We start from the raw sequence: 18,466 nt of genomic DNA on the forward strand, positions 1-18,466 counted from the left end.
CCGGACCCGATCTGTAAGGCAGACGCCCTGTCGTGGCGTTTGCGGCTACTGAAACCTTTGCTCCGTTCCTGTCAGCCGATCTTGGGAAGCCCCCGGGACACATAGGCCCCAGCCCCTTGTGTCCCGCAAAGCTGTCCGTCCTCGACCATCACCTTGCCACGCAAAACGACAGTCACCGGCCAGCCGGTGACGGCAAAGCCTTCATAGGGCGAATAATCTGATCCGTCATGCAGGTCCGCATGGCGGATGATCCGTTCGGCCTCAGGATCCCAGACCGTCAGGTCGGCATCCGAGCCGATGGCGATCGTGCCCTTCCGGGGGTAAAGCCCATAGGTTTTCGCTTGATTGGTCGCGGTCAGCGCCACAAAGCGGCAAAGGTCGATCCGCCCTTTCGAGACCCCTTCCGAGAACAGGATCGGCAGGCGGGTTTCCACGCCGGGGATACCGTTCGGCACATGCCGGAACGAGGTGCGGCCCTTTGGGTTCAGCTTTCCCTTCGGGTCGTCATAGACAAAGGGACAATGGTCGGAGGACACCAGATCGAACACGCCCGTGCGGATGCCTTCCCAGCAAGCCTCCTGATCGGCCGTGGTTCTGGGCGGGGGCGAGCAGACGAATTTTGCCCCGCTCCAGTCCATCGCTTCCAGATCATCTGCTGTCAGCACAAGGTATTGCGGGCAGGTTTCGCCCACCACCCGGCTTCCCCGGGCGCGCGCGCGGGAGATTTCCTCCATCGCCTCGCGGTTTGAGACGTGAACGATGACGACCGGCACATCTGCCACATCCGCCAAGGCCATGGCGCGATGGGTGGCTTCGCGCTCTGCCGACACCGGGCGGGTTCGGGCATGGGCGGCCGGCACCAGATCACCATTGCGCTCGGCCCTGTCGGCCAGAAAGCGGATCACATCCTCATTCTCGCAATGGACCATGACCAGCGCCCCGGCCCCTTGTGCGGCATCCATGGTGGCCAGGATCTGCGCGTCGTTCAGGCGCAACCCTTCATAGGTCATGAACACCTTGAAGGAGGTATAGCCGTCAGCCACCAGCGCGGGGATTTCCTGCCCCAGGATCTGATCGGTCGTATCGGGGATGATCACATGAAAGCTGACATCGGTGTAACAGGCCCCTTCGGCCAGATTGTGATAGTCCTGCAGCGCAGCGCGTAGCGACTGGCCCTTGGCAGGCAGGCAAAACGGCAGGACCATGGTGTTGCCGCCGAACAGGGCCGATAGCGTGCCGGATGCAAAATCATCCGCCATCTGAATGCCATCGCCCGAGGGTTGCGCAATATGCACATGGCTGTCGATGCCGCCCGGCAGGACATATTTTCCGCTGGCGTCGATCACGCGCTTGGCCTCGCCCAGATCCATACCGATCTGCACGATCTGTCCGTTTCGAATGGCGATGTCGGCTTTGTACACATCGGCGGCGGTGGCCAGGGTGCCACCCCGGATGATCAGATCGAATGCCATGCGGTCTGTGTCCTTACGCGTTTATATCGTCGATGTCGAAATCGTCGCGCTCACCGCGCTTGCGATAGGCAATGCCCATCATCAGCGTCTGCACCAGCGACAACAGGGCGGTCAGCGACCGGAATCCGTGCAATTCGGCATCGTCCACCAAAATCACTTCTGCCGCCCTTTCGGTGATCGGGCTGATCGTGCTGTTGGTGATGGCCAGAACCGGATTTCCGCGCGCAAGCGCCACGCCTGCAACCGTTACCGTGTCATCGGCATAGGGCGGAAAGCTGATCGCCACCAGCAGATCGCCGGGGGCCATCACATTGGCCTGATCGGCCACCGAACTGCCCAGGCCCGCAATCTGCACACATTGCACACCCGCCCGGTTGAGCGCGTAAGACAGATAGGACGCAGCGGCAAAGGAACGGTCAGCCCCGATCACATGCACCACCCGCGCGCCAAGGACCAGATTGATCGCTGCCTCCAGTGGCATACGGTCAAGTTTTTCGGCCAGATGGGTCAGTGATGCGATATTGGCCTGCGCAAAAGACCGGCCTATGGCCACCACATCATTCGGATTGGGGATAACCTGTTCCCCCTGCGAATGCCGGATCCGTTCCTCGAGCGAGGCCGGATAGGCCTCGCGCAACGGATCGCGGAACAGGGCCTGCATTTCGGTAAAGCCTGCAAACCCCATGGATTGGGCCAGCCGCACGAAGTTGGCGCTTGCGAGACCCGACCGCGCCGAAAGCTGGGATACCGGGCTGAAGGCAACCTCTTTCGGGTTGTCGATGACATATCCGCCCGCTTCCAGCATCTTGGGGGTAAAGCGGTCTCGTTCCTGCATCAGCAGGTTCTGAAACTCTGAGGCCGATGCCGGCTTGCGCGGCTTGTCGGCCTCTGATTTCTGGGCATCTCTCACGAAAGCAATCCTCAATTCAACCTGACCTGCGACAGGAACAGCTTTGCCCTGTCGCTCTGCGGATTGGAAAAGAATTCGGCAGGGGACCCCTGTTCCACGATCCGCCCGGCATCCATGAAGATCACGCGATTGGCAACATTGCGGGCAAACCCCATTTCATGCGTCACGCAGATCATGGTCATGCCTTCGGTCGCCAGTTCGGTCATCACGTCCAGCACTTCCTTGATCATTTCCGGGTCAAGCGCGCTGGTGGGTTCATCGAACAGCAAGATCTTTGGTTTCGTGCACAGCGCGCGGGCAATCGCCACACGCTGCTGCTGACCGCCCGAAAGCTGCGCCGGGAACTTGTCGGCCTGTTCGGGAATATGAACCCGGTCAAGGTAGTGGCGCGCGACTTTTTCGGCATCGCGGCGCTTGCGGCCCTGCACCCAGATCTGGGCCAGCATCAGGTTTTGCAAGACGGTCATGTGCGGATAAAGATTGAACGACTGAAAAACCATGCCGATCTCACGCCGCACCAGATCGAGCGTTTTCAGCTCGGCATCCACCTTGACCCCATTCACCACGATATCGCCCATCTGGTGATGTTCCAGCTGATTGATGCAGCGGATCAGGGTCGATTTGCCCGATCCCGACGGGCCGCAGATGACCAGCTTTTCGCCCTCCGCCACGGTCAGGTTGATATCGGCCAGCACGCGCATCTGGCCGAACCATTTGTTCACGCCGCGCATGGCAATCATGTCCGTGCTCATCGTGAGGCCCCCAGTCCAAGCCGCCTTTCAAGATACATCGAATAGCGCGAGAGTGAGAAACACAGGATCCAGAACCCCATGGCCGCAAAGACATAACCGGTTTTCGTGACCGAGGCCGACAGCCAGTTCGCATCGGCGATGCCCGCCTGCACAATGCCCAAGAGATCAAACAGACCGATGATCAGCACAAGGGTCGTATCCTTGATGATGGCCACCCAGGTGTTGACCAGCCCCGGTATCACCAGACGCAGCGCCTGCGGCAGGATGACAAAGCCCATCATCCGCCAATAGCCCATGCCTGCCGCCGTTGCCGCCTCATACTGGCCTTTGGGAATGGCCTGCAACCCACCGCGCACCACCTCGGCCATCAGCGCGCCGTTGAAGACCGCCACCCCGATCAGGGCGCGCAACAGCTTGTCCAGGCTGAAGCCGCTGGGCAGAAACAGGGGCAGCATGACCGAGGCCATGAACAGCACGGTGATCAGCGGCACGGCGCGGAACAGCTCGATGAACAGGGTGCAGAAGGTGCGGATCGCAGGCATGTCTGACCGCCGCCCAAGCGCCAGCAGGATTCCAATCGGCAACGAGCCGACAATGCCGGTGATTGCGACCACAAGTGTCAGCATGAAACCTCCCCAGCGGGCAGTTTCCACCACCGGCAGGCCCAAGACCCCACCATACAGCAGACAAAAGGCCAGCACGGGATAAAGCGTCAGCAGAAAGCCGATGATCCAAGCCTTGCCGCGCACCATTGGAAGGACCAGCGGCACCACCGATACTGCCAGCACCGCAAAAGTGACGTTGACGCGCCACCGTTCCTCGACTGGGTAGAACCCATAGATGAACTGACCCCAGCGCGCTGAAACAAATGCCCAGCAGGCACCGCCGTTTGCGACGCAGTCATCGCGCGTGCCTTGCCATGTGGCATCCACAAACAGCCAGCCCAGCAAAGGCGGCACGCCCCTTATGACCGCATAGAGCACAATCAGAGTCAACGCCGTCTGCCGCCAGTCGGTAAACAGGTTGCGCCGCATCCACGCCCACGGCCCGGCCGATACGACAGGCGGTGGCAGAAAGGCGGTAGGGTCAATTGCCATGGCGCAGCACCCGATAGTTGAGGAAGTTCATGACAGCGGCAATCGACAGGCTGACGCCCATGTAGAACAGCATGGCCAGCGTGATCGCCTCCAGCGCCTGACCGGTCTGCGTCAGGGTGGTGCCTGCGACGATCGAAATGATTTCCGGAAAGGCGATGGCTGCGGCCAGCGAGGTGTTCTTCGCCAGTGACAGATATTGCGTGGCCAAGGGCGGAATGATGATGCGCATGGCCTGCGGAAGAACCACCAGCCGCATGATATCACGCCGCGCCAGCCCCAGCGCCGATGCCGCTTCGACCTGCCCCTTGTCCACGCCCTGAATGCCCGAGCGCACGATCTCGCCAATCGCGGCCGCGATGTAGAACCCAAGGCCCAGCAGCGCAGCCAGCATTTCCGGCAGCATCAACATGCCGCCGCGATAGTTGAAACCGCGCAATTCGGGAATGACAAAGGACAGGCTGGCACCGGTGATCATGAACGCAGTAAGGGGAAGGGCAACAAGACCGATGGGCCACCAGTACCAGGATTTCGGGCCATGGCCAGTTTTCAGCCGCTGCTGTCTGGCACGCAACGTCATGACCAAAGCCATACATAAACCAGCCACGAAGCAGACCATTATCACCCAGCCGCCTTGATCGACCTGCGGGCGCGGCATGTACAGCCCACGATTGTTCAGAAAGACCAGATCGGCCAGAACAACGCTTTCCTTTGGCCCGGGCAACTGTCGCAGAATGGCAAAATACCAGAAGAACAGTTGCAGCAGCAGCGGGATATTGCGGAAGATCTCGATATAGACAGTTGCCAGCCGGGCAATCAGCCAGTTTTTTGACACCCGCGCCAGCCCAAGCCCGAACCCGAGTATGGTTGCCAGCACAATCCCCAAGGCCGAAAGCACCAACGCGTTGACCACGGCCACCCAGAACGCCCGGCCATAGCTTGAATCACTGGTGAAGGGCAGGAAAGACAAGGAAACGTCAAATCCGGCCCGCTGCGACAGAAAGCCAAAGCCCGAGGCGATGCCCTGACGCTGAAGGTTGGCCGTGGTGTTGGCAAACAGAAAGTAGGCAAGCCAGGCCAATCCGCCCAGAAACACCACCTGCACCAGTAGCGACTTCACGCGACGGCGGGTCCAGAAGATCTGGCGCGGGGGCAAAAAAGGTGCGGTCATGGGGCACTCGACAGTATGAGAGACGCCGCACAACCCGCAGGGCGCGCGCGCATCAGAGGGACGTGAGATCAGAGAGCAGGGGGCGGGCCACCGGCACCGCCCCCTGTCGGATTGCCGGCCTTACTTGATCGGCATGGCGTATTGGATGCCGCCGTTGTTGTAGAGCTCGTTCAGGCCGCGTGCGAGTTTGAGCGGGGTATCGGGTCCAAGGTGACGGGCCCAAAGCTCACCATAGTTGCCACCTGCGGCAATGGCCCGTGTCGCCCAATCATTGTCGAGCCCGACCCATTCGCCGGTTCCAGTCTCGCTTGATCCCAGCAGACGCTGGACGTCCGGGCTGCCTTCGGCCTTCATCTGATCGATATTGGCGGCGGTCACGCCAAGTTCTTCGGCCGCAATCAGCGCATAAACGGTCCATGTTACGATATCGAACCAGGCATCATCACCGTGCCGAACAGCCGGAGCCAACGGCTCTTTCGAAATGGTTTCCTTCAGCATCAGGTGCTCGGCCGGGTTCTGCATCACAAGGCGGCGTGCGGCCAGACCGGACAAATCTGATGTGTAGACGTCGCAGCGGCCTGCGTCATAAGCCGCCAGAACCTCATCCGCCTTTTCAAAGCGGACCGGCTCATAGGTCATGTTATTGGCGGTGAAATAGTCGGCCACGTTCAGCTCGCTGGTCGATCCGGCAGAGACACAGACGGTGGTTCCATCCAGTTCCAAAGCCGATGTGATGCCCGAGCTTTCGCGGACCATGAAGCCCTGACCATCATAGAACACCACCGGCGCAAAGTTCAGGCCCAGTGCGGTGTCGCGGTTCAATGTCCGCGTTGTGGTGCGCGACAGAATGTCGACCTCGCCCGATTGCAATGCTGTAAAGCGTTCGGTGTTGGACAGCGGGGTATAGCGCACCGCATCGGCATCGCTCAGCACGGCGGCAGCCACCGCGCGGCAGATATCGACGTCAAAGCCGGTCCAGTCGCCGGCGTCATTCGGGTTCGAGAACCCGGGCACGCCTTGCGTCACGCCGCACTGGATGTGGCCGCGCGCCTTGATGTCGTCAATTGTGCCGGCAAGGGCAAGGCCCGTTCCGGCCAAGGTGATGGCCGTGGTTGCAGTCAGCAGTTTCATCATGGTCTTGTATCCCTGTTGGTTGGATGTGGGGGGAGGTTCAGGCGGCCTGTCTGCGCAGGCCTTCCAGAAGGGCGATCAACCGATCCATTTCGTCGATTGTGTTGTAATGAACAGCAGAGGCGCGGATCACGGCATTGCCGCCAGGCAACTGCAGGCTCTCCACCAGCCGCTTGGAATGGAAATCACCATGCCGGATGCCGATGCCCGAAGGGTCCACGGCGCGCACCACCTCTTCGGCGGACAGACCGTCGATGGTGAAAGAGATGGTGGGCACGCGGCGATGCTTGTCGGCAGACGTATCTCCGATCACTGTCACATCGGCGCGGGCATTCAGATAGTCCAGCAGCCGCGCCGACAACGCAGCTTCGTGCTCGGCAAAGATATCAAAAGCTGCTTCAACCGCTGGCCTGCCTTTGGCATTGGCCCCATGCGCGGCCGCAAAGGCTTCGAGATAATCAATCACGCCCAGACAGCCGTAGGCCAGTTCGTAATTGGCATTCCCGGGCTCCAGCTTGCCCGGCACTTTGTCTTCACCATAGAAATAGTGGTTAATGTTGCCCGCCTTGTGCCGCAACAGATCGTATTTTCCATACAAGGCCGCATGGTGTGGGCCATAAACCTTGTAGACCGAGAACCCGTAAAAATCGGCATCCAGCGCCTGCACATCGACGGCTCGGTGCGGTGCATAGGCGACCCCATCAACGCAAATCAGGGCACCCGCTGCGTGAACGGCGTCGGCAATGTCGCGCACTGGCAGAATGGAACCAAAGATATTCGACACATGCGTGACCGCAACCAGTCGGGTCCGTTCGTTCATCAGCGCCTGCAAGTCGCTGAGCTTCGGCTCAAACTCACCTTCCGGCAGCCGCCATTCGCGAATGACAATGCCCTGCGCTTCCAGCCGACGCCAAGGGCCGATGTTGGCCTCATGGTCAAAGCCGGTGACAATCACCTCGTCGCCGGGCTGCCAGTGCTGAACCAAGGCGCGCGCAAGCTGGTCAAACAACTGGGTGGTGGTGGCACCCATGACCACCTCTTCGGGCCGGGCCGCGTTCATCAACAGTGCCAAAGCGGCGCGGCCTTGCGCCACCTGCGCCCCAGCCTCCACCGAGGCACTGTAGCTTGCCCCAAGTTGCACATTGCGACTCAGCAGATAGTCCGTGATCCTCTCTGCGACCGGCCGCGCAACCTGGCTGCCGCCTGCGTTGTCCAGAAAGATGGTCCCTTCGGTCAGCGAAGGAAAATTTCCATGGATGAAGTCCTGCTTTATCGCCGCCATTGCCAACACACTTTCTCGTTTCCCCCGAAGTTTGGAAGGGACATTTCGCTTTGAAATAAAACTGATTGAAACGTTTCATCCAGTCAAACAAAAATGGCAATAATCCATTCTTTTTTGCAACTGCCCAAAAATTGAGTGCTTCGCATGACGCTGCTTCTCGAATTCGGGCAGATTGGGTCTGCAATCCCGAAGACGGTGATGATCGACGCGACCTGCCTCAAGGCGCACCGCAGGGCGACGCGCCTGCGGCCGAAAAAGGGGGACGTGGCGACCAAAAGGGACGGTCGACCAAGGGCGGTACGCACACCAACTGCACTCCATCACCGACGCCGATGGTCGCCCGATCCGGTTCTTCATGACTGCGGGCCGGGTTAGCGATTACACCGGCGCGGCGGCGCTGCTGAGCAGCTTGCCAAAGGCGGAGTGGTTGCTGGTCGACCGGGGTTATAGCGCCGACTGGTTCAGAAAAGCATTGAAAGACAAGGGGATAAGGCCCTGCATTTTGGGCCGGAAGTCGCGCGGCAAGCCCATCAAGCTCGACAAGCGCCGCAACCGTCATGTTCTGGCCACGATCCGAGACCGAGTCCTGACCCTAGAGCATGCTGAAAGCGTGCATCGCATTCACCATCGTCATTGCGACGCCCACCGGGCATGGTTTTCATCGATGACGAAAGCATGCGCGTGCCGCCTTGTACCATGGATATGAGGGTGATCCAGCGGCAGGGAGTCATGGCTATGCTCAATGATCTCCGGGTCGTTCTGCGGCCAGACACGCAGCGCGAAGATCACACCGCCACCCGCCAGAACCGCCAGAACGATAAGCGCCGTCACCGGGCCGAACTGAGTCATCAGCCAGCCGGACAGCGGATAGGTCACCAGCCAGCAGGCGTGGCTCAGCGCGAATTGTGCGGCGAACAGGGCGGGCCGGTCTTCGGTTTGGGCCGACCGGCGCAGCAACCGCCCCGAGGGTGTCTGAACGGCCGAAAAGCCCAGCCCGATCATCAGCCAGGCCACCAGCAGGATGGGCCAGACAAGGCCGGCAAAGGCGATCGTCACCGCCAGCGTCACCAATGTGGCCACCATCAGCAGCGCGCCGCCCACCATCACCGGGCGATCCGCCACGCGGTCCAGCACGCGGGGCAAGGCAAGCGCCGCGATCATCGACCCTGCGCCGAAGGCAAAGATCGTCCAGGCAAGGGCGGAGTCATTCAGCCCCAGCGTGCCACGCACCAGCAGCACGGAATTCACCAGCACCATCGCCCCGGCAGAGGCCGCCGCAACGTTCAGAGCCAATAGGCCGCGCAAGCGCGGGGTTGCCAGGTAGATCCGGATGCCGCGTGTTGTGCGGTCATAGATGCCGCGCCGCGTTGCAGGTTTCGGGCTGGGCAGCAGCACCGAGATAATCAGCGCCGCAGACCCCACAAAGCCGACGACAGTGCCCAGAAACAGGGAGTTATAGCTGACCATGGTCAGCAAAACTGCCGCAAGCGTCGGGCTGGCGATGTTTTCCAGATCATAGGCCAACCGCGACAGGGACAGCGCACGGGTATAGCGCGCCTCTTCTGGCAGCACGTCGGGAATCGTGGCCTGAAACATCGGGGTAAAGGCGGCAGAGGCGGATTGCAGCAGGAAGATCAGGACATAGACCTGCCAGACCTCGGTGACGAAGGGCAAGCACAGGGCCACACCCGCCCGCACCAGATCAAGGGTGACCAATAATGCCCTGCGGTTGACCCGGTCTGCCAGCGCCGCTGCGACCGGGGCGATTCCGACATAGGCGACCATCTTGATGAAAAACACTGTCCCCAAAACCATTGCCGCATTGTCTTCGGCAAGATCATAGGCCAGCAGCCCCAGGGCAACTGTGGCAAGCCCGGTGCCAAGCAGGGCCACCACCTGCGCCGCAAACAGGTTGCGATAGGTGCGGTCGGACAGGATTTCAAACATGTGTCACCTTAGAGATACCGGGCGATGGTCTTGAGGTCGGCGCGGTCTTCGGGGGAATGGTCGACATCGAGGCAGTGATCCATGTGGTCATGGATCAGCGCGCGCTTGGCGTTGACCACGGCCTTTTCAACGGCGTGGAGTTGCTGGGCGATCTCAAGACAGGGCTTTTCTGCCTCGATCATCTCGATCACAGCGCGAAGGTGGCCATCGGCGCGTTTCAGCCGGGCGATCAGCGCGGGGTGGGTTGCATGTGCATGGGGCTTTATCATAGAACGACGCTATCCTCCCCCGGGGGATAGAGCAAGGCGGAGCTTTGACGCCGCAACAATGACGGGCAGACAAGCTCGCTGATGCAACGATTGTGGAGCAGCGGGCGGCAGATCATGGCGGTACTTTTGTGCCTGTCCCTGCTGGTCTGGTCGTTTCTGCCCACAGTCTCGCACGTGCCCAAGATTGCCGAGGTGCTGGCAGAGCATGCGCAGACCGTTGCAGAGCATGGGCATTCCCACGGATTGCAGGACGATCTGCTCTGGGCTTTGCACGGGCACAGCCATGATGCCGACACCCATGATCACAGCCCGGCCCGGGTCGAAATCAAGGTTTAACTTGCCGCCGAGGCCGAGGCGGACAACCTGCTGGACGAACAGCGCGCGCAGGATCAGTCCTCAATTGTGCTTGATGCCGTGTTCGGACTGTTTGTGGGCACGGCCCACGCGCAGGATGCAACCGATGTTTGCCGTGACGAAGTGACCTTTGTCCTCGAACCGGGCGGCACCGCAGAAATCAAGATGACAATGGAAGCGGGACATATGGCCGAATACGAATGGACCGCCGCCAGGGGAAGGGTCAACTTTGACCTGCATGCCCATAGCGGCGGTGAGTCGATTGTTTACGAACGCGCTTGCAACCATCAGTGCTCTGCTCAGAAACGGTTGACGGGAATTTTCAGATAGCTCTGCCCGTCCGCTTCGGGTTCGGGCAGGCGGCCGCCGCGCAGGTTGATCTGCAGCGCGGCGAGGATGCGGTCGGGCAGTGGCAGAGTGGCGTCACGCGCGTTGCGCAGGCTGATCCAGTCCTCGCGCTTGGTGCCGTCCTTGACGTGGCGGTTGCGGCTGCGATGCTCGGCCACGGTCGCTTCCCAGTCCGGCTCGTCGCGGCTGTCCGTGCCATAGTCGTGGCCAACGAAAAGGCGCGTGTCCTCCGGCAGCGCCAGAATGGCCTCAATCGAGTCCCATAGCGCTTCAGGGGTGCCGCCGGGGAAATCGGCGCGCGAGGTGCCGACATCGGGCTGCATCAGCGTGTCATGCGTGAAAGCCGCGTCGCCGCAGACATAGGTAATCGAGCCGAGCGTGTGGCCCGGCGACAGCATCACCCGCACCTCCAGATCGCCGATGCGGCAGGTCTCGCCCTCGGCAAAGAGGTGGTCGAAATCGCGGGCCGGATCGAAGGCACCCGGCAGGTTGTAGAGCTTCGCCCAGATGTCGGCAATGTCGCGCGCCTTCTCGCCGATGGCGTTTGGCGCGCCGGTGCGCTCCTTGAGCAGGGCCGAGGCCATAACGTGATCGGCATGCGGGTGCGTGTCGAGAACCCATTCGACGCTCAGGCCGTTCTCGCGCACCAGGTCCAGCACCTGGTCCATGCTCTCGGTCGAAAAGCGGTAATGCTTCACGTCGAGGTTCCAAACCACGTCGATCAGCGCCGCCTTCTTTGTGGCCGGGTCTGCGCAAATATACTGGATCGAGCCGGTGTCAGGCTCGTAGATGCCCCAGACATCGGGGCTGCCCGCCCCGCGCGAAGGGGACTGCCGGACAACGCGTTGCTTGAGTTTTGAGGTGCTCATGTTGCTGCTCCTTGCTCTGCGAAAAATGAGGTGCTTTTTCAGCCGGGACCGCAGTCACAGCCCTGCCAGCACCGCTGGTTATAACCGCAGCCAGCTTAAAACTGCAGCCAGCTTAAAGCCGCAGCCAGCGCGCGACCTGACGACCGCGCCAGCCCGCAGTTCAGGTCAGGGAGCATTCACCCGGCCTACAACCCGTCAGCAAGGTCGAAAATCCTGTGTCGGTTGAGTATCAACCGCGGGTCCAGCGTGGTTTTGAGCAAGCGCATCGTATCGATTTCCGCCGGGCTGCGGGACAGATGCAGCCAGGGCTTCTTGTCAACGCCGATCCCATGCTCTGCCGAGACAGAACCGCCAAAGGCTGCGACCATCGTGAGCAGTTGTGATAGGGCAGGCTCTTTCCGGACCGTCTGAAACACGTAGTGCAGGTTGCCGTCGCCCATATGGCCAAAAGCCAGGAAAACGCTGTCCGGATCGATGGCGCGAAGGGCAGTCTGGCTTTCGCGCAGAAAATCAGGCACCCGGCCCACCGGAACGCTGATGTCACCGTTGGCGACGTTTGGAAGCGTCCGCACGAAATCGGCGCAGCCGTCGCGCAGGTCCCACAACGCCTGAAACTCACGTCGGGATTGCGACACCACGGCGTCGAGAATGCAATTGTCTTCGATTGCTGCCATCAGGGTGGTTTCAAACACCTCCTGAGCTGTCAGGGCCAGTGGCCCGGCCTGAATTTCAGCCAGGACATAGACCTGTGCCTTTGTGCCAAGCGGCGGGGAGATCTGCAAGTGGCGGCACACTCCGTGGTAAACTTCGGGCAGCATGATCTCGAACGCCGAAAGCGCTCCGCCCATGGCGCTGCGCAGCCGCGAGAGCAGGTCAAGCGCAGCGTCTGCCGAGGGCAGTGCCAGCAAGGAGTTGGCCTCGGTCACCGGGGCGGGATGCAGGCGCAGCCGTGCCCGCGTCACAACGCCCAACACGCCTTCGCTGCCGATGAACAGCTGGCCAAGATCCGGACCGGTGTTGTCTTTCTCGACCTGTTTCATCGAGGTCAGCACAGTGCCGTCCGCCAGCACCGCTTCGAGCCCCGCTACCTGTGCCCGGAACATGCCGTAGCGCATGACCCGGATACCGCCTGCGTTGGTGGCGATGTTGCCGCCGATGGTCGCGCTGCCACGCGCCCCGATATCCACCCCGAACATCAGGCCAACATCATTGGCGGCCTCTTGCACCCGTTGCAGCGCGACGCCGGCCTGCGCCTCGATGCTGGCACTGTCTGTGTCGATCTGACCGAGAGCGTTCAGGCGCTCCAACGACAGCACCGCCTCTCCTGGCAGGATGCGATGCCCGCCCGACAGCCCGGTGCGCCCGCCGTGAACCACAACCGGCTGGCGGAAGGCGTGGCAAGCGGCCAGCCCCGCCGACACATCAGCCGTTGAGGATGGACGCAGCACGAACAGCGGCCGGGCCGAATAGCGATCGCGCCGGTCTTCCTGATACTGCGGGCCGATGTCAGTACCGGTCAGCACGGTGCCGGGCGGCAGGGTGGAGAAAAGCCGGTCCAGAAGGGCGGCGTCAGCTGCAGGCAGCGTGTCCCTGACGTCAGTCATGATCGTGATCTTCCTCGCTCCAGACTGGCAGCAACGCTACCTTCATTCCTATATTTGTCAAACCTTTTAGGGTTAAGGCTCCGCTGCTGCCGGTTTGGTTGGATGGACGCCTGCCGAACGGTGGCAAGACCGGCTGACCGATAGATCCCGGGCACGGACGGTCGTTGATCACGCGGGCAAGCCAAAGGCCGAATACTGCCTGACCAAAGCCGATCTGCCAGTTCATGAGGTGCGGGTCGGCCTGGCCGGTTCGGCGGCCCATCTCAGCCCCGGGCTGATAGCCCGGAGCCTGCATCAGGCCTTGGCAACCTCGGTCGCCACGCCGCGCAGCACATATTTCTGGATCTTCCCGGTCGATGTTTTGGGCAGATCTGTGAACACCACGCGGTCAGGGCATTTGTAGGCTGCCATCGTCGTGCGGCAATGGGCGATGATGGCGGCCTCTGTGGCGGTCTGGCCGGAGCGCAGTTCCACAAAGGCGCAGGGCCGTTCGCCCCATTTCGGATCGGGCATCGCTACCACAGCGCAGAGCGCCACGGCCGGATGGCGATACAGCGCATCCTCCACCTCGATTGACGAGATATTCTCGCCTCCGGAAATGATGATGTCCTTGGAGCGGTCTTTCAGCTGGACATAGCCATCGGCATGCATGACCCCCAGATCACCGGAATGGAACCAGCCACCGGCAAAAGCCTCTTCCGTGGCCTTGGGGTTCTTGAGATAACCCTTCATCACCAGATTGCCGCGAAACATCACCTCGCCCAAGGTCTCGCCATCTGCCGGAACCGGCTGCATCGTTTCCGGGTCCAGCACGGCCAGATCAGACAGCGAGAGATAGCGGATGCCCTGCCGCGCCTTGCGTATGGCCTGTTCGGCAGGGGGCAGGGCATCCCAGGCGCTGTGCCATTCATTGGCGACGGTCGGGCCGTAGGTTTCGGTCAGGCCGTAAAGATGGTTGACATGAAAGCCTTGTTCTTTCATCGCCTGCAGCACCGCCTCGGGCGGTGGCGCGGCGGCGGTGTTGAAGGTCACCCGGTGTGGCAGATCACGGCGCGCGGATGCGGGGGCATTCAGCAGGGTCGACATAACGATCGGCGCGCCGCACAGATGGGTAACGCCATGATCTGCGATGGCCGCATAAATCGCCTCGGCCCGAACCCAGCGCAGACAGACATGGGTTCCGGCCTGCACGGCGATGGACCAGCTGAAGCTCCACCCGTTGCAGTGAAACATCGGCAATGTCCACAGATAGACCGGATGTTTGCCAAGCTCGCCATGGATGGTGTTGTTCAGCGCCATCAGTGCCGCGCCGCGATGGTGACACACCACGCCCTTGGGATTTCCGGTGGTGCCCGAGGTGTAGTTCAGGGCGATGGCATCCCATTCATCCTGGGGGGCGGCCGCGGCAAAATCCGGGTCGCCGCTTGCCAGAAACCCGGCATAATCCAGCGTTCCGATGGCAGGGCCTTTGGGATATGGCGCATCATCGGGGTATTCGTTGTCATCAAAGTCAATGATCAGGGGCCGGACCTTTGCCATGCCAAGTGCCTGCGACACCACCGCCGAAAACTCGCGGTCTACGATCAGCACCTTGGTTTCGGCATGGTCAAGCTGAAAGGCGATGGTGGCGGCATCAGACCGTGTATTGAGCGAATGGAGCACTGCGCCATTGGCCATCGGCACGCCATAATGCGCCTGCACCATCGGCGGTGTGTTTGACAACATCACTGTCACCGTGTCTCCCCGCCCGACACCCTGCGCGACAAGGGCCGAGGCCAGACGGCGGCAATCCTGCCACAAGGCGGCATAGCTGATGCGAAGACGCCCGTGGATCACCGCCGGGTGGTCGGGATAGGTGCGGGCCGACCGCTCCAGATAGGACACAGGCGTCATCGGCTGGTGGTTCGCCGCGCGGCGGCCAAGCCCGTCATCATATTTGTTCAAGGCGCTCTCCATCCTGGTTCCGCCGGTCACCCGTGCTTTGCCCGCTCGGCCACCGGCCTGCCCGCGGCTTTCCAATCCCCAAACCCCCCGCGCAGGGATCGCGCGTTCAGCCCCATCTCTTGCGCCAGCTGCGCCGCCAGCAAGGACCGCCAGCCAGAGGCGCAATAGAAAACGAAGGTTTTCGGCTCTGCAAAACGGGGCTTGTGATAGGGGCTTTCCGGATCGATCCAGAATTCCAGCATCCCGCGCGGCGCGTGAAACGCCCCCGGGATCATGCCCTCGCGCTCCAGTTCGCGGGGGTCGCGGATATCGACGAAAACAATGCTGTCATCGTCCAGCCGGTCGGCCATGGCATCGCCCTCAACCGATTGCACCACGGCCTCGGCTTCGGCCAGCATCTGTTTGTACCCTTTGGCCATGATCAGCGCCCCAATGCGTAGAACTCGTCATTTGGCCGCATGCTGGTGACATTTGCCAGCCGGTTGGACATGCCGAAAAACGCCGAGATCGCGGCGATGTCCCAGATGTCATCCTCGGTAAAGCCGTGGGATTTCAGCAGCTCCATGTCAGCCTCGTCCACCTCATAGGCGCGGGCCGAAACCTTCATGCCAAAGTCGATCATCGCCATCTGGCGCGGCGTGATATCAGCCTTGCGGTAATTGACCGCGACCTGATCGGCGATCAGTGGGTTTTTGGCCCGGATGCGCAGGATGGCCCCATGCGCGACCACGCAATACTGGCACTGATTGGCGTTGGACGTGGCCACCACAATCATCTCTCGCTCGGCCTTGGTCAGATTGCCGGGCTTGTCCATCAGCGCATCGTGATAGGCAAAAAATGCCCGGAACTCATCGGGCCGGTGCGCAAGGGTCAGGAACACATTGGGCACAAAGCCCGATTTTTCCTGCACGGCCAGAATGCGGCTGCGGATATCTTCGGGAATGTCGTCCAGCGCGGGAACGGCAAAGCGGCTGATGGCATGGTCGGTCATGGATGAGGTCTCCTCCTCAGACGGGTACGATTTCGGTAAGCTGCGCGGTGTAGGTGTCGATGGCATCCGGTGCGGTGCCATGGGGTTCGATGCGGATCAGGCAGGTATGGGCCGAACAGCCCTGACCAAAGGCAGAGGTGCCGATATCAAGGGTCAGCACATTGGGGTTGCCCGACAGGTCCAGCCCGCTGTTCCCCGATGGCGTGAACCACGCCCCGGTTGGCAACACGGCAACGCCGCGCGCCACCGCGTCGGTCAGGCAGGCGGTGGCAAGGCAGGCACCGCGCGCATTCCACAACCGCACCGTGGCACCATCTGCGATGCTGCGCGTGGCCGCATCGACGGGGTTCAGGCGCACCTGCTCGCGCCCCGACCGCTTGTCGGCGCGGCTGCTTGGCGCGGTTTCCAGCTGGCTGTGCAAGCGGCCATTGGGCTGGTGCGAGATCAGATGCAGCTCTCCTTCGGCAGCCCCGCCCAGCCATTCCGCCGGCGCAATCCAGGACGGGTGGGACCCGCAATCGGCATAGCCAAGGCGGGCCAGCGTCTCGCTGCCCAGCACGATCCGGCCCGTCTCGGTGTTCAGCGGATGCGCCGCGGGGTCATCGCGGTACTCGGCCAGATAGGTGTGATTGCGTTCCACCGGACAGGCGGCATAGCCCTGCGCCCAGAAGGTATCAAAGTCTGGCATATCGAACGCTAACTGCCGCGCCGCATGGTCGCGGCTTTCATTGTAGAGATGTCGCACCCAGCCCATCTCATCCCGGCCTTCGCTGAAGGCGTCGGATACGCCCAGCTTTCCTGCAATCGCTAGAAAAATATCGAAATCAGACCGCGCCTCGCCCAAGGGTTCAATGGCTTTGCCCATGGCCAGGATGAAGTCGGAGCGTTTGTTGCCCGCCAGATCGTTGCGTTCCAGCGACGTGGTCGCAGGCAGCACGATATCGGCGCGTCTGGCGGTGGCGGTGAACATCGGGTCTTGCACGATGATCGTCTCGGGCCGGGTCCAGGCTTCTGACAGCCGGTTCAGATCCTGATGATGGTGGAAGGGATTGCCGCCTGCCCAATAGACAAGCCGGGTGTCGGGATAGGTCCGGTCCTGCCCTTCATAGGTGTAAGAACCGCCGGGGTTCAGCAGCATGTCGCTGATCCGCGCCACGGGGATAAAGCTGTTGATCGGTCGCAGGCCTTGCGACATCGCAGGGGATTTTCCGGTGACAAACGGCGCGCCGACGCCGCCAAGAGAACCATAGCCAAAGCCCATCCCGCCGCCGGGCAGGCCGATCTGCCCGGCCACGGCGGCCAGCCCGATGGCGGCCCAGAACGGTTGTTCGCCATGATGCGCGCGTTGCAGCGCCCAACTTGCGGTGATCATGCTGCGCGTGTCCACCAGCCGCCGCGCCAGTCCGCGGATGGCCTCTGCATCAAGCCCGGTGATCCTTGCGGCCCAGTCCGCCGTCTTCGGCGCTCCGTCCGACGCGCCGCGCAGATAGGCCAGAAACCGGTCTGATCCGCTGGTGCAGCGGTCCAGGAAATCCGCGTCATGGCGACCGGCCAGAACAATTTCACCCGCAAGACCCAGCATCAGGGCCGTGTCGGTGTTGGGGCGGATCGGCCACCACTCCGCCCTGACCCAATCGGGCAGATCCTCACGGAAAGGCGAGACAAGGATGACCCGGATGCCCCGCGCCGCAATGGCGCGCAGATAACCGACCAGATGGTGCGCGCCGATCCCGCCGGCTTCGCTTTGCGCGGTGCGGGGGCTCATCGCGCCAAAGATCACCAGCGTCTCGCTGTGGGCGGCGATGGTGTCCAAGGTGTTGGACTGGCCACCACAGGCACGCTCATCGCCCAGCGTATGGCGCAGGATCACCGGTCCCGCCGCGATGGAATAGGTATCGACATGGCCGGTATAGCCGCCCGCGAAATTCAGCATCCGTTTCAACAGGGTGGGGGCGTGGTGAAAGCGGCCGCAACTCGTCCAGCCATAGCTGCCGGCAAAGATTGACTCATTGCCATGATCGCGCGCCACGCGCCGGATCTCGCCCGCAACCAGATCGGTCGCCTCGTCCCAGCTGACGGGCACAAAGCGCTCGCGCCCCCGGCCGCGCCGGTCACTTTGCGCGCCCTTGGCCAGCCAGCCCTCGCGCACCATGGGGCGCAGGATGCGGCGTTCGGGGTTGGCCCATTCGGTAACCGACTGGATAACAGGTGACGGCGCGGGGTCGTGGACGAAGGGCTCCACCCCCACGATCCGGCCATCCTCGACCAGCAAGGTATAGGCTCCCCAATGGCTGCAATGCGGAACACGGCGGATCATGCGGGCATCTC

General features: G+C 61.9%; 19 protein-coding genes and 1 pseudogene. 4 read left to right on the forward strand and 16 right to left on the reverse strand.

Annotated elements, in window-relative coordinates:
* Positions 1 to 71: 71 nt before the first annotated feature.
* The 7 genes from hydA to CXR43_RS00160 all read right to left on the reverse strand — a co-directional run bounded on the left by hydA (position 72) and on the right by CXR43_RS00160 (position 7,812).
* Positions 72 to 1,472 (reverse strand): dihydropyrimidinase, encoded by a 1,401-nt coding sequence (gene hydA / locus CXR43_RS00130; RefSeq protein ID WP_103332041.1) that lies wholly within the window; start codon positions 1,470 to 1,472, stop codon positions 72 to 74.
* 13 nt (positions 1,473 to 1,485) lie between these two features.
* Positions 1,486 to 2,382: a MurR/RpiR family transcriptional regulator gene (locus tag CXR43_RS00135; protein ID WP_103332042.1), complete on the reverse strand. Its 897-nt coding sequence runs from the start codon at positions 2,380 to 2,382 to the stop codon at positions 1,486 to 1,488.
* Between the two features lie 11 nt (positions 2,383 to 2,393).
* Entirely contained in the window at positions 2,394 to 3,134 is a 741-nt protein-coding gene (locus CXR43_RS00140) for an amino acid ABC transporter ATP-binding protein (protein WP_103332043.1), read from the reverse strand.
* A complete protein-coding gene (locus tag CXR43_RS00145; RefSeq protein WP_103332044.1) occupies positions 3,131 to 4,231 on the reverse strand; it encodes an amino acid ABC transporter permease in 1,101 nt (366 codons plus the stop codon). Before CXR43_RS00145 ends, CXR43_RS00140 begins: the two co-directional genes overlap by 4 nt.
* Entirely contained in the window at positions 4,221 to 5,399 is a 1,179-nt protein-coding gene (locus CXR43_RS00150) for an amino acid ABC transporter permease (protein ID WP_103332045.1), read from the reverse strand. The genes CXR43_RS00145 and CXR43_RS00150 overlap by 11 nt, the downstream gene beginning before the upstream one ends.
* A gap of 120 nt (positions 5,400 to 5,519) precedes the next feature.
* Positions 5,520 to 6,530, reverse strand: a complete 1,011-nt coding sequence (locus CXR43_RS00155; protein ID WP_210402050.1) for an amino acid ABC transporter substrate-binding protein — start codon at positions 6,528 to 6,530, stop codon at positions 5,520 to 5,522.
* A 40-nt stretch (positions 6,531 to 6,570) separates the two neighbouring features.
* On the reverse strand, positions 6,571 to 7,812 hold the full coding sequence (locus CXR43_RS00160; protein WP_103332047.1) for a cysteine desulfurase-like protein: 1,242 nt from the start codon (positions 7,810 to 7,812) through the stop codon (positions 6,571 to 6,573).
* Positions 7,813 to 7,877: 65 nt separating this feature from the next.
* Here CXR43_RS00160 and CXR43_RS18255 point away from each other — a divergent pair, with 65 nt between their 5' ends.
* Positions 7,878 to 8,171 carry a hypothetical protein gene (locus CXR43_RS18255; protein ID WP_146036444.1) on the forward strand — a complete coding sequence of 98 codons (294 nt, stop codon included), beginning with the start codon at positions 7,878 to 7,880 and terminating at the stop codon, positions 8,169 to 8,171.
* Positions 8,111 to 8,518: pseudogene (locus tag CXR43_RS18260) on the forward strand (transposase); the annotation flags it as partial. The gene CXR43_RS18255 and the pseudogene CXR43_RS18260, both read left to right, overlap by 61 nt.
* Here CXR43_RS18260 and CXR43_RS00170 read toward each other — a convergent pair.
* Together CXR43_RS00170 and CXR43_RS00175 are read right to left on the reverse strand one after the other, a co-directional pair.
* A complete protein-coding gene (locus tag CXR43_RS00170; protein WP_103332048.1) occupies positions 8,443 to 9,759 on the reverse strand; it encodes an MFS transporter in 1,317 nt (438 codons plus the stop codon). The pseudogene CXR43_RS18260 and the gene CXR43_RS00170 overlap by 76 nt on opposite strands.
* 8 nt (positions 9,760 to 9,767) lie before the next feature.
* On the reverse strand, positions 9,768 to 10,028 hold the full coding sequence (locus CXR43_RS00175; RefSeq protein WP_103332049.1) for a metal-sensing transcriptional repressor: 261 nt from the start codon (positions 10,026 to 10,028) through the stop codon (positions 9,768 to 9,770).
* Between the two features lie 81 nt (positions 10,029 to 10,109).
* Between CXR43_RS00175 and CXR43_RS17980 the strand changes: the two genes are divergently transcribed.
* Together CXR43_RS17980 and CXR43_RS00180 are read left to right on the forward strand one after the other, a co-directional pair.
* On the forward strand, positions 10,110 to 10,364 hold the full coding sequence (locus tag CXR43_RS17980; protein ID WP_210402043.1) for a hypothetical protein: 255 nt from the start codon (positions 10,110 to 10,112) through the stop codon (positions 10,362 to 10,364).
* 66 nt (positions 10,365 to 10,430) lie between these two features.
* Positions 10,431 to 10,712: a hypothetical protein gene (locus CXR43_RS00180; RefSeq protein ID WP_210402044.1), complete on the forward strand. Its 282-nt coding sequence runs from the start codon at positions 10,431 to 10,433 to the stop codon at positions 10,710 to 10,712.
* On the opposite strand, the gene CXR43_RS00185 is transcribed toward CXR43_RS00180, so the two are convergent.
* From CXR43_RS00185 to CXR43_RS00215, 7 genes are all read right to left on the reverse strand, one after another.
* Positions 10,682 to 11,599 carry an MBL fold metallo-hydrolase gene (locus tag CXR43_RS00185; RefSeq protein WP_103332050.1) on the reverse strand — a complete coding sequence of 306 codons (918 nt, stop codon included), beginning with the start codon at positions 11,597 to 11,599 and terminating at the stop codon, positions 10,682 to 10,684. The genes CXR43_RS00180 and CXR43_RS00185 overlap by 31 nt on opposite strands.
* A 185-nt stretch (positions 11,600 to 11,784) precedes the next feature.
* A complete protein-coding gene (locus CXR43_RS00190; protein ID WP_103332051.1) occupies positions 11,785 to 13,203 on the reverse strand; it encodes an FAD-binding oxidoreductase in 1,419 nt (472 codons plus the stop codon).
* On the reverse strand, positions 13,196 to 13,429 hold the full coding sequence (locus tag CXR43_RS00195) for a hypothetical protein (protein ID WP_146036445.1): 234 nt from the start codon (positions 13,427 to 13,429) through the stop codon (positions 13,196 to 13,198). The genes CXR43_RS00190 and CXR43_RS00195 overlap by 8 nt, the downstream gene beginning before the upstream one ends.
* Positions 13,430 to 13,497: 68 nt before the next feature.
* Positions 13,498 to 15,159: an acyl-CoA synthetase gene (locus CXR43_RS00200; protein WP_103332720.1), complete on the reverse strand. Its 1,662-nt coding sequence runs from the start codon at positions 15,157 to 15,159 to the stop codon at positions 13,498 to 13,500.
* A gap of 14 nt (positions 15,160 to 15,173) precedes the next feature.
* On the reverse strand, positions 15,174 to 15,566 hold the full coding sequence (locus CXR43_RS00205) for a rhodanese-like domain-containing protein (RefSeq protein WP_103332053.1): 393 nt from the start codon (positions 15,564 to 15,566) through the stop codon (positions 15,174 to 15,176).
* 2 nt (positions 15,567 to 15,568) lie between these two features.
* Complete coding sequence (locus CXR43_RS00210; RefSeq protein WP_103332054.1) at positions 15,569 to 16,138, reverse strand: peroxidase-related enzyme; 570 nt, start codon at positions 16,136 to 16,138, stop codon at positions 15,569 to 15,571.
* Between the two features lie 16 nt (positions 16,139 to 16,154).
* Positions 16,155 to 18,455 carry a molybdopterin guanine dinucleotide-containing S/N-oxide reductase gene (locus CXR43_RS00215; protein ID WP_103332055.1) on the reverse strand — a complete coding sequence of 767 codons (2,301 nt, stop codon included), beginning with the start codon at positions 18,453 to 18,455 and terminating at the stop codon, positions 16,155 to 16,157.
* Between the last annotated feature and the right edge of the window lie 11 nt (positions 18,456 to 18,466).

Source organism: Pseudotabrizicola formosa, assembly GCF_002900965.1.
Lineage (GTDB): Bacteria > Pseudomonadota > Alphaproteobacteria > Rhodobacterales > Rhodobacteraceae > Pseudotabrizicola > Pseudotabrizicola formosa.